This is a genomic window from Tessaracoccus luoxuelianae (assembly GCF_055326245.1).
The window spans coordinates 165,223-176,164 of record NZ_JBUZNO010000007.1 but is presented as its reverse complement, the minus strand read 5'-3'; the positions used below and the strand labels follow the sequence as shown (position 1 = coordinate 176,164).

Below are 10,942 nucleotides of genomic sequence, written 5' to 3'. Positions count from 1 at the left end.
CGTTTCGCAGGCTTCGAGGCTCGTCGCTACGCTCCTCGCTCCTCAGCCAACGGAAGGGGTCGTCGCTATGCTCGTCGCCCCTCACCCAGGAGGTGGAGGGCTGACGTGGTGGCGGCCGACCGGGACCACCAGCGGGGTGCCCGAGACGGGGTCCGGGATCACGCGGCTGGGCACGCCGAAGACGTCGCTCACCATCTCCTCCGTGACGACCTCCGACGGCGCACCCGCCGCAACAACGGCGCCCTCGCGCATCGCGATCAACCGGTCGCTGTAGCGCGCCGCCAGGTTGAGGTCGTGCAGCACCATCACCACCGTCGTCCCGCGTTGCCGGTTGAGGTCGACGACGAGGTCCAGTACCTCGACCGCCCGCGCGATGTCGAGGAACGAGATGGGCTCGTCGAGCAGCAGGGTCGCGGTGCGCTGCGCCAGGACTGTGGCGATCCAGACCCGCTGCCGCTGCCCGCCCGACAGCTGATCCACGCGTCGCCCCGCCAGCTCCGCCGTCCGGGTCATCTCCAGGGCCTCGTCGACGGCCTCCTGATCCGCCCGCGACCATCCACCCAGCATCCCCCGGTGCGGGTGACGCCCCAGACCCACCAGTTCCGCGACCGTCATCGCCTCCGGCGTGATCGGCGACTGCGGCAGCAACCCCAGCCGGCGCGCCAGCTCCCGGGCCGGCAGCGTGGCCACGTCGTCGCCGTCGAGGAGGATCTGCCCCGACGACGGCGCCAGCAGCCGGCTGAACCCGCGTAGCAGCGTGGACTTCCCGCAGCCGTTGGGGCCGACGATGCTCGTGATCCGCCCGGCCGGCACCTCCACGTCCAGGTCCCGTGCGACGACGCGCTCGCCGTAGCCCAGCGTGACCGAGCGTGCGATCAGCTCACCCATGGATCTCCTCCTCCGAGGTTGAACGCAGCAGCAGCGCGACCAGCATGGGCGCGCCGAGAAGCCCGGTGATGATCCCCACCGGCAGGGGGCCCCACGGCCATCGCGCATCGCCCAGCAGGTCCGCCCCGAGGACGACCACCGCCCCGACGAGCGCCGCCAGCGGCAACGACGAGCGCCCCGCGTTGAGCCGGCGCGCGATGGGCCCGGCGAGGAGGCCGACAAAGGCGATCGGCCCCGCCGCCGACGTCGCGGCCGCCGTGAGTAGCACCACAACCAGCAGCACCGCGAGCCGCACCCGCGACACCCGCACACCCAGACCACCGGCCAGGTCGTCACCCACCTCGATCAGCCGCAGCGGACGGCCCAGCATCAGCAGCAGCGGCAGCCCCACCGCAACAGCCACCCAGATCCGGCCAACGCCGTCCCAGTTCACCCCGCTCAGGCTGCCGCCGAGCCACCTCATCGCGTCGCGGGCCTGGTAGACGCTGCCGCGGATGAGCACCCAGTGGATGACCGCCTGCAGCGCGAACGCCAGCCCGAGGCCGATGAGGATGATCCGGTTCGACGCCGAATGGGCGCCGCCGGAGAGCGCGAAGATCCCCACCGCCACCGTGAGCCCGCCGGCGAAGGCCGCGGCGGTGACCTGGGCGCCGCTGAGTCCGAACACGACCAGACCGGTGATGGCGGCGGCGCTGGCGCCGAGCGTCACGCCCATCACGTCGGGGCTCGCCAGGGGGTTGCGCAGCATGGACTGGAACGCCGCGCCGGAGCCGCCCAGCGCCATCCCCGAAGCGAGCGCGACGAGCGCGATGGGCAGCTTGGTCTCCAGGAAGATGAAGCTCGCCGGGCCCAGGTCGGCGCCCAGCAGGATCCGCACCGCGTCGACGGCGGCGATCTGGTAGTCACCCAGCAGCGCCCGGGCGAGGAACAGCCCGACCACCACCACGACGGCACCGGCCAGGACGAGCCGACGGCGGCGCACCGTCGCGGCGAGGAGTGAGGCGGCGCTCATGCGTGCACCGACCTGCGCACCAACGCCACCAGCACCGGGGCCCCCAGCAGGAGCACCGCCAGGCCCGCGGAGATCTCCGCGGGGGGCATCACCACGCGGCCGATGATGTCTGCGGCGAGCATCAGCACCGGGCCGAGCAACAGGGAGCCGGCGATCACGACGCGGTAGTCGGGCCCCAACAGCAGCCGGACGACGTGCGGCACCACGAGCCCCACGAACCCGATGGGGCCGACGACCGCCACCGAACCGGCCGCGAGCAGCACCGCGCCGGTGGTGAGTACGGCCCTGGTGCGACCGAGGCGGGTGCCTAGAGCGGTGGCCAGGTCATCGCCCACTGCGAGTGTGTTGAGCGTGCTACCGGCCCACACCGTCAACCCGGCACCGGCGAGGAGAACGGGCAGGGATGGCAGCAGCAGCGGCAGGCCGCGACCCCCGATGGAGCCCACCTGCCAGAACCGCATCACCTCCAGCGCCGCCTGGTTGCGGATGGTGACGGCGGACACGGCGCTGAGGCACGCGGCGGTGACGGCCGCGCCGAGGAGGACGAGCAGGACCGGGTCGTTGCGGCCGCGGCTGAGCAGCGCGACGAAGACGGCGGCCGCGCCCGCCCCCAGGAGGCTCAGCCCCACGACGGTTCCCTGGGAGGCGCCCACTCCCGTCACGACGCCGAGCGTCACCGCCAGCGCCGCACCCGCGTTGATCCCGAGCAGTCCAGGATCCGCCAGCGGGTTGCGGGTCACCCCCTGGAGGATGGCCCCGGACAACGCGAGAGCCGCCCCGCAGACCACACCGACGAGGGTGCGGTCCACGCGGGCGGCGAGGATCGTGGCGGTCGCCGGGTCGCCGCCGGTGAGGAACGCCACGACGTCGCCCACCGGCACGCGCACCGAGCCGAGCGCGAAGGAGGCCATCACACCCACCGCCAGGCAACCGACGGCGATGAGGCCGCCGGCCGCCCGGGTCAGCGTCACTGGACCTTGGCGGCGGCCTCCGCCAGCAGCGGCAGGAACTTCTCCACCGCGACGGGGATGCTCAGCGGGGTGGGGCTGGACAGCGGCAGCGCCAGCTGCGGATCGCCCGAGGCCACGTAGGCCCCACTCTTCAGCGCCGGCAGGTCCTGGATCAGGGGGGCGGCCTGCAGGTCCTCCAGCTTGACCGAATCGTCGACGTAGAACACGATCACGTCCGCGTCGAACTCCGAGGCGCGCTCCGCCGAGACGTCGACCGAGAATTGGCCGGGGGCGTCGTCGCTGAGCTCGGTGACGACGGCGGGGGTGTCGAAGCCGACAGCGTCGAGGAACCGCGGGCGGGCGTCGGTGGCGGTGTAGACGCCGAACTTGGAGTAGTCGGCGGCCGCGAACCACAGCCACGCCGCGCTCGTCCCGGCGATCTCCGGGTACTCCGCCCCGGCGTCCTCGAGCAGAGCGCTGGTCTCGGCCTCAACCTCGGCGGCCCTGTCGCTGCGGCCCACCGCCTCGCCGACGAGCTCCAACGAGTCCTGCCACGAGGTGGACCAGGGTGCCTCGGGGTAGGCGACCACGGGCGCCACCTTGCTCAGAGTGTCGTACTCCTCCTGCGTGAGACCGGAGTTCGTGGCCAGGATCAGGTCCGGCTCAAGCGCGACGATCTCCTCGATCGGGGCGCCGGCCGAGTCGTCGTAGCGGGTGGGCTGCTCGCCGCCGAGCTCGGCCACGGCCGCATCGAACCAGTCCGTGGAGCCGTCGGCGTTGCCGCCCCAGGTGATCTCCACCGCACCCACGGGGACGACACCCAGCGAGACCAGCGTCTCGTGATCCGTCCAGCCGATGGTGGCGACGCGGGTGGGCTCGGCCTCGATGACCGTCTCCCCCAGGGCGTGGGTGACGGTGACGGGGAAGGCGTCGCTCGCCGTCGAGGCTGAGTCTGAGCCGGTGGCCGACGAGGTGGCGCCGTCGGTCGTGGCGGAGGGGCCGGTGGAGCAGGCGCTGAGCGCGAGCACGGCGGCAACCGCGCCCGCTACGCGGGACAGGAGGGGCATATCGGGTTTCCTTGAGGGTAGGGCCGGTCAGACGCGTGCCTGGCCGAGCTTCCAGTAGCCGGAGAACAGGACGGTGTGCCTGTCGACGCCGCGCTCAGAGACGAGGTAGCGGCGGCACGAGGAGGCAAGGTCGCTCTCCCCGCACAGATAGAAGTAGTCGAACGCTTCCGCGTCGAGCTCGCGCAGCAGCGCGAGGGCGCGCTCGCCCGGGGCCGCGCCCTCACGGCTCACCACGGTCAGACCGGGGTGCCACGGCAGCGGGGTCAGGTGGGCCGGGTCTGAGGCCTCGACGATGAGGCGGCAGTCCGGGTCCAGGTCGCGTGACTCCAGGATGGCGCACAGGCCAGGCGCGGCCGTCTCGTCGACGACGAAGCACAGGCGCGAGGCGTCGCCAGGGAGGAACAGCGCGCCGCACTGGCGGAAGCCGACGCGGTCCCCCGCCGCTGCGGACAAGGCCCACGCCGAGCCAGGCCCCGCAGTGCCGTGCGTGACGATGTCCACATCCACGGTGCCCGTCACAGGATCGTGGCGGCGCACGGTGTACCAGCGCAAAACAGGCCGATCCTCCTGCGGGATCTCGGCGACGGCGGCGCGGATGTTGAGGCGGTCAGGGTCCGGCAGCACCAGGCGGCCCGAGGGGCCGGGCATCAGGAGCCCGAAGTACTCGTCGGCGCCCGCGAAACCCAGCCCGACGAAGCCCTCCGCATGGAGGGTGATGCGCCGGACGGAGGCGGCTGGCGATCCGACGGCCACCACTTCGGCCTCGATCAGCCGATGCCCGGCCGATTCCGGCATGGGGGCCATAGCGCCCCGGTTGGTCGCCTTGGCGATCCGGGATTGTGCCTTCTCCAGCAGGGTCGAGATGCTCACGCGAGTAAGGGTAACCTAACCTGAGCATTACGCAAAGGGCGTCTTGCTTAATGAGCATCAGGAAGGCCGGCCCCCTTCGCTCCCTGAGGGGGCCGCCCTCACTCGCTCCCTGAGGAGGCGCGCCGCCGAAGGCGCGGGTGCCGTCTCGAAGGGTCGTGACTACCACCTTCACGCCGATCTTGTGGTCAGGCGCGGTGAACCGTGAGTCGATGCCCGGGCGGCCGTTGCCCAGGGTCTCGATGTGCCGGTCAGCCGGGTCGGTGGTCGGATTGTGAAGGCCGCCCGGGCATAGCCTCGCGTCTCCCCGCACTCGTCCTCCCTGTGGCGTGGTCTCGTCCCGGGTGCGGGCCGGAAGGGCGGCGCTGGGGTCGGGTCTGCTTGAGCGGGATGCCGGTGGGGTGATCGTCGGGTTGGGCACCGCTGCGCAGTGCCGCCCTGCCGTCCCCCACCCCTGTGTCTGGCCGCGGGTTCTCGACCCTTCGAGACGTCCTGCGGTCGCTTCGCGACGCGGGACCCTCAGGGACCGAACTTAGCCGCCCTGCCGTCCCCCACCCTGGCGTCTGGCCGCGGGTCTCGACCCTTCGAGACGTCCTGCGGTCGCTTCGCGACGCGGGACCCTCAGGGACCGAACTTAGCCGCCCCGCCGTCCCCCACCCCTGTGTCTCGCCGCGGGTTTTCAACCCTTCGAGACTTCCACGGTCGCCTCGCGAAGCGGCGCGACCGCTTTGCTTCCGATCCCTGAGGAGGGCCGCCCGCGAAGCGGCGTGGCCCCGTCTCGAAGGGTCGTCACTGGAGCTGACAGGCAATCTCAACGGTCACTGTGAACAACGGGGACGAGGATCGCTAGCGGCCGGACGACAGCTTCACGTCGTTGCCCGCCCAGAACAGGAACCCCTTGAGGATGAGCGTGCCGTTGGATCCGTCGCCCCTCGCCCCGGACTCGACGTCGTTGCCGGCCATGATGGCGATGGACTCGTCGATCACCCGGACGCCGGCCGGCACGAAGATGTCGTGGCCGGCCATCACCGCAGACAGCTCCATCGTGAGCACCACACCCGGCCCCATCACGTCGTCCAGGTGGATGGTGTCGCCGCCCCACCACGCGAAGTTGCGGTACAGGGTGGTGCCGGGCGCGACGTCGACCTCTCTGCCCGTCAGGATGGTGAGGGAAGGATGCGCCCCCTCGACAGCAGCTGGCAAGGGGTGGGGCCGCGGCGACAGCGTCGTCTGGCCGACGGCGAGCTCGCCGCCCTCCGGCAGGTCCGCGACGAGCTGGGGGAACTCGTCGGTGAACCGTGCCAGGAGGGCGGCGTCCTGCCGCTCCCCCAGCTCCTCGACGGTGAGCCGACCGGCGGCGTGCGCTCGTTGAAGGACATTGAGCACCGCGTCGCGGTCCGCGTCACCGGCCCTGAGGCGCCTGTGGGGAAGCAGCTCGTCGGACATGCCAGCAGTCTAGGAGGCGGGTGGTCCAGGCTGCTCGACGGGCACCTCGGGCTCGCCGGGCTTCTCAGCGTCGGCGTGGCGGGCCTCCCCGCGGCCGCGCTCAGCCATGTCGCGGTACCCCTTGGTGAGCTCATCGACGAACTTGTTGACCTGCTCGCGCATCTGCGCCAGGAACGCCTTGGCGCCCTCGCTGCTGTCCGTGTCGGGGTGCGAGGCCACGTACTGGCGCTGCTGCTCCTCGTAGAACGTCTTGGCCCTGTCGCCCACGAAACCGGCGAAACCGACGGCGGCGTACGCGGCCTCGGTGGCCACCTTGACGAGGTTGTCTCCCAGGTTCTCGGGGGAGACCTTCTCAGGCTGCTCAGACTCGACCACCTGCTCGTGCTCGGCCTCGAAATCCTTCGCGTCCTCGGCGTCCACGAAGTTGGCCGTGGGGGTGGCGTCGTGCTCGTGCTCAGTCATGATGGTTCTTCCTTCTCTCCGGGCGCATCGCCCGGCGTCGTCTTCCAGTGTGCCCCCAGTGGCGCCGTCGCCACAGGGGTGAAGGCCCTGAATTGTGCCCGGAGCCGACCCTGGTCCGGCCTGGGCCTATTCGTTCTCGGAGGCCGGCAGCGCGAGCCGCCGGACAGGGCGGAACCGTCCCGCGTGGACCGCGCCGGAGGATTCCGCCGTGAACACGCGCATCGCCGCCTCGTGGGACTGGAGGCGGCGGATCGTGTCGCTCAGGCGGTCCACTTGATCCCGCAGACCTTCCACCTCGGCCTCCAGCGCCAGGATGCGGCGGATGCCCTCGAGGTTGATCCCCTCCACCTGGCTGAGCTGCTGCACGTGACGCAGCTTGGCCACGTCGCGGAGAGAGTAGCGGCGGCCGCGGCCCCGGGCGCGCTGAGGCACGACCAGGCCCAGCCGGTCGTAGCCGCGAAGCGTCTGGGCGTGCATGTCCGCCAGCGACGCCGCCACGGACACCGGGAAGACGGCCGCGTCCACGTCGAAGAGTTGGGGCAGGCTCGTCATCCCACTCACCCGCCGAACAGGGAGGCCCGCGGGTTGGACTCGTGGGCCTTCTCGGCGTACTCGAGCAGCGCCCGCTTGGCCTCCTCGGTCAGGCCTTCGGGGACCTGCACGTTGAGCGTCACCAGCAGGTCACCCATGGCGCCGTCCGACTTCCGGGCCCCCTTGCCGCGTACCCGCATGGTGCGCCCGTTGGGGGTCGACGGCGGGACCCGCAGCTTCACGTTGGGCCCGCTCAGCGTGGGGATGGTGATCTCCGCGCCGAGGGAGGCCTCGGTGAACGTGACGGGGACTTCGAGGGTGAGGTTGTTGCCGCTCCGGCCGAACAGCCGATGTGGGGTGACCTTCACTGAGACGTAGAGGTCGCCGGAGGCGCCGCCGTTCTCGCCGGCCGCGCCCTTACCCTTGAGCCTGATCCGCTGCCCATCTGCCACGCCCGCGGGGATCCGCACCTGCATGGTCTTGGCTGACCGTCCGCGGCCGGAGCCCTCGCAGTCCGGGCACGGGTCCTCGACGATCAGGCCGCGGCCGAGGCACTCGGTGCAGGGCTCGCTCATGTGGAACACGCCGCCCGCCTGGGAGGACTGCATCCCGGACCCCTCGCACCGCGGGCAGACCCGCGGCAGCGAGCCGGCCTTCGCCCCGGTCCCCCGGCACGACGGGCACGGCTGGTCCGAGATGGTGCGCATGGTCACCGTCGCGCCCTCGACGGCCTGCTCGAACGTGATGGTCACGTCCCCCTCGATGTCCGCACCGCGGCGCGGACCCCGCTGGGTGGCGCGACGGGTGGCACCCGTCTGCCCGAACAGGCCACCGAAGATGTCGCCCAGGCCCGCGTTTCCCTGGCCTCCGGCCTGGGCGTTGCGGATCAGGTCCTCGAACCCCGGCGAGCCGCCCGGGCCGGGGCGGGTGAACTTGAACCCGCCCCCGAAGAGGCTGCGGGCCTCGTCGTACTCCTTGCGCTTCTCGGTGTCGCTCAGGATGGCGTTTGCCTCCGACGCCTCCTTGAAGCGCGCCAGTGCGGCGTGGTTGTCCGGGTTCTGATCCGGGTGGTTGTCCTTGGCGATCTGACGGAACGCCTTCTTGATCTCATCGGCACTCGCGCTCTTGGAGACGCCGAGGACCTTGTAGTAGTCCTTTTCGAGCCAGTCCTTCGTGCTCATTAGTCGTTCATCTCCTTTCCGCTCGTGCGTGGATCAGGGGTTGGCGACCGCGACGCGCGCGGGCCGGACAACCCGGCTGCCCAGCAGGTAGCCCTGCTGCATGACCTGCGAGATGGTGACCACCTCGACCGGTTCCTCCATGGGGACCGCCATCAGCGCCTCGTGGAGGTTCGGGTCGAAGGCCTCACCGACCGCGCCGAAGACGGTGAGCCCGTGCTTCGCGGCCACCTTCGCCAACTCGTCGGCGATCATCTTGAAGCCGCCCTCGAGGTTCTCATGTTGCCTGGCCAATTCGATGTGGTCCAGGACCGGCATCAGGTCGTTGACCACGGCCTCGATGCCCGCCTGGCGGGCCAGGTCGCGGTCACGGTCCACCCGCTTCTTGTAGTTGACGTACTCTGCGGCGACCCGCTGAAGATCCAGGGTCCGCTCGGCGACGAGCGCCTCGAGCTCGGCCACCTTGTCTACGGCCTCCAGGAGCTCCAGGCCCTCCGCCGGCTCAACGGCCTCGGGTGAGGGCGTCTCCTCGACGCCCTCACCCACAGCCTCGCCGTCCGGAACGAACTGCGAATCGGTCACTTGTTGTCCTTCTCCTCATCGACGATCTCGGCATCCACCACGTCGTCGTCACCCTGAGCGGACTCGGAGGAGTCATCGGCCGCGGCCGACTCCTGAGCCTGCTTCGCCTGGGCAGCGGAGTAGATGGCCTGGCCCATCGAGGCGGCCTTCGTGTTGAGATCATCGATCGCGGCCTTCACCACATCGTTGTCCTCACCCTTCAGGGCCTCCTTGAGCGCCTCGGTGGCCTCCACAACCGGAGCCTTGACGTCTTCACCGATGGTATCGGCGTGCTCGGCCAAAAGCTTCTCCGTGCGGAACACCAGGGCGTCGCCCTCGTTGCGCATATCGACGGCCTCGCGGCGCTTGCGATCCTCCTCGGCGTGGGACTCGGCGTCTCGCACCATGCGGTCGATGTCGTCCTTGGCGAGCGCGGAGCCGCCGGTGACCGTCATCGACTGCTCCTTGCCGGTGGCCAGGTCCTTGGCGCCCACGTGCACGATGCCGTTGGCGTCGATGTCGAAGGTCACCTCGATCTGCGGGACCGAGCGGGGAGCCGGGAGCAGGCCGGTGAGCTCGAAGTTGCCGAGGCTCTTGTTGTCGCGGGCGAACTCGCGCTCACCCTGGTACACCTGGATCATCACGGCGGGCTGGTTGTCCTCGGCGGTGGTGAACACCTCGGAGCGCTTGATCGGGATCGTGGTGTTGCGCTCGATGATCTTGGTCATCACGCCGCCCTTGGTCTCGATGCCGAGGCTCAGCGGGGTGACGTCGAGGAGCAGCACGTCCTTGACCTCGCCCTTGAGCACGCCGGCCTGGAGCGACGCGCCGAGCGCGACGACCTCGTCGGGGTTGACGCCCTTGTTGGGCTCCTTGCCGCCGGTGAGTTCCTTGACCATGTCCACGACGGCGGGCATACGGGTGGAGCCGCCGACCAGCAGGACGGTGTCGATCTTGTCCACGGAGGTCTTGGCGTCCGAGATCACCGCGTTGAACGGGGCGCGGCAGCGGTCCAGGAGATGCTGGGTCATGCGCTGGAACTCGGAGCGGGTGAGCTTCTCGTCCAGGTGGAGCGGTCCCTCGGCGGAGGCCGTGATGTAGGGCAGATTGATGGAGGTCTCAGACGCCGAGCTCAGCTCGATCTTCGCGCGCTCGGCGGCCTCCTGCAGGCGCTGGCGGGCCATCTTGTCCTTGGACAGGTCCACGCCGTGCTTGTTCTTGAACTGCGTCGCCAGCCAGTCCATCACGACGGCGTCCCAGTCGTCGCCACCGAGGCGGGGATCACCCTTGGTGGCCTTCACCTCGAACACGCCGCCCTCGATCTCCAGCAGGGAGACGTCGAAGGTGCCGCCGCCGAGGTCGAAGACCAGGACAGCCTGCTCCGTGTCACCCTTGTCCAGACCGTAGGCCAGGGCCGCGGCGGTGGGCTCGTTGATGATGCGGTCCACCACGAGGCCCGCGATCTCGCCGGCCTCCTTGGTGGCCTGGCGCTCGGCGTCGCCGAAGTACGCGGGGACGGTGATGACGGCGTTGGTGACGGACTCACCGAGGTAGGCCTCGGCGTCGCGCTTCAGCTTCTGCAGCACGAAGGCGCTGATCTGCTGGGGACGGTAGTCCTTGCCGTCGAGGGTCTTCTTCCAGTCGGTGCCCATATGGCGCTTGACGGAGCGGATGGTGCGGTCCACGTTGGTGACCGCCTGACGCTTGGCGACCTCACCGACGAGGACCTCGCCGGAGGTCGAGAAGGCCACCACGGACGGGGTGGTGCGGGCGCCCTCCGCGTTGGGGATGACGGTGGGCTCGCCGCCCTCCAGGACGGCGACGACAGAGTTGGTGGTGCCGAGGTCGATGCCTACTGCACGAGCCATGGGAGTTCCTCCTGTGGAGACAAGTCTGATTCTTCGACCTTGAGCCGAGTTCACTCAAGTCTGACACAGGACCCCGCAACGATCAAGTTCGGGTTGAGCCCCCTGCGCTCAA

General features: G+C 70.3%; 11 protein-coding genes. All 11 read right to left on the bottom strand.

The window, feature by feature from the left end; translation table 11 throughout:
• Positions 1 to 81: 81 nt before the first annotated feature.
• Positions 82 to 888, bottom strand: a complete 807-nt coding sequence (locus ACZK39_RS12075; RefSeq protein WP_463613435.1) for an ABC transporter ATP-binding protein — start codon at positions 886 to 888, stop codon at positions 82 to 84.
• Positions 881 to 1,900, bottom strand: coding sequence for a FecCD family ABC transporter permease (locus ACZK39_RS12070; protein WP_463613434.1), 1,020 nt, complete (start codon positions 1,898 to 1,900; stop codon positions 881 to 883). Before ACZK39_RS12070 ends, ACZK39_RS12075 begins: the two co-directional genes overlap by 8 nt.
• Positions 1,897 to 2,871, bottom strand: a complete 975-nt coding sequence (locus tag ACZK39_RS12065; RefSeq protein WP_463613433.1) for a FecCD family ABC transporter permease — start codon at positions 2,869 to 2,871, stop codon at positions 1,897 to 1,899. Before ACZK39_RS12065 ends, ACZK39_RS12070 begins: the two co-directional genes overlap by 4 nt.
• Positions 2,868 to 3,917 carry an iron-siderophore ABC transporter substrate-binding protein gene (locus ACZK39_RS12060; protein WP_182781531.1) on the bottom strand — a complete coding sequence of 350 codons (1,050 nt, stop codon included), beginning with the start codon at positions 3,915 to 3,917 and terminating at the stop codon, positions 2,868 to 2,870. The genes ACZK39_RS12065 and ACZK39_RS12060 overlap by 4 nt, the downstream gene beginning before the upstream one ends.
• A gap of 27 nt (positions 3,918 to 3,944) precedes the next feature.
• Positions 3,945 to 4,787, bottom strand: a complete 843-nt coding sequence (locus tag ACZK39_RS12055) for a siderophore-interacting protein (RefSeq protein WP_463613432.1) — start codon at positions 4,785 to 4,787, stop codon at positions 3,945 to 3,947.
• An 843-nt stretch (positions 4,788 to 5,630) separates the two neighbouring features.
• The gene (locus tag ACZK39_RS12050) at positions 5,631 to 6,230 is read right to left on the bottom strand and encodes a DUF1707 SHOCT-like domain-containing protein (protein ID WP_459055233.1); all 600 of its coding nucleotides are present in this window, start codon (positions 6,228 to 6,230) and stop codon (positions 5,631 to 5,633) included.
• Positions 6,231 to 6,239: 9 nt separating this feature from the next.
• Positions 6,240 to 6,692 carry a hypothetical protein gene (locus ACZK39_RS12045; protein WP_459055234.1) on the bottom strand — a complete coding sequence of 151 codons (453 nt, stop codon included), beginning with the start codon at positions 6,690 to 6,692 and terminating at the stop codon, positions 6,240 to 6,242.
• A gap of 126 nt (positions 6,693 to 6,818) precedes the next feature.
• Positions 6,819 to 7,244 carry a heat shock protein transcriptional repressor HspR gene (locus ACZK39_RS12040; protein WP_182781527.1) on the bottom strand — a complete coding sequence of 142 codons (426 nt, stop codon included), beginning with the start codon at positions 7,242 to 7,244 and terminating at the stop codon, positions 6,819 to 6,821.
• A 5-nt stretch (positions 7,245 to 7,249) separates the two neighbouring features.
• Entirely contained in the window at positions 7,250 to 8,404 is a 1,155-nt protein-coding gene (dnaJ, locus tag ACZK39_RS12035; protein ID WP_463613431.1) for a molecular chaperone DnaJ, read from the bottom strand.
• Positions 8,405 to 8,437: 33 nt separating this feature from the next.
• Entirely contained in the window at positions 8,438 to 8,983 is a 546-nt protein-coding gene (locus tag ACZK39_RS12030; protein ID WP_182781525.1) for a nucleotide exchange factor GrpE, read from the bottom strand.
• Positions 8,980 to 10,830, bottom strand: coding sequence for a molecular chaperone DnaK (gene dnaK / locus ACZK39_RS12025; protein ID WP_182798789.1), 1,851 nt, complete (start codon positions 10,828 to 10,830; stop codon positions 8,980 to 8,982). Before dnaK ends, ACZK39_RS12030 begins: the two co-directional genes overlap by 4 nt.
• Positions 10,831 to 10,942: the final 112 nt, after the last annotated feature.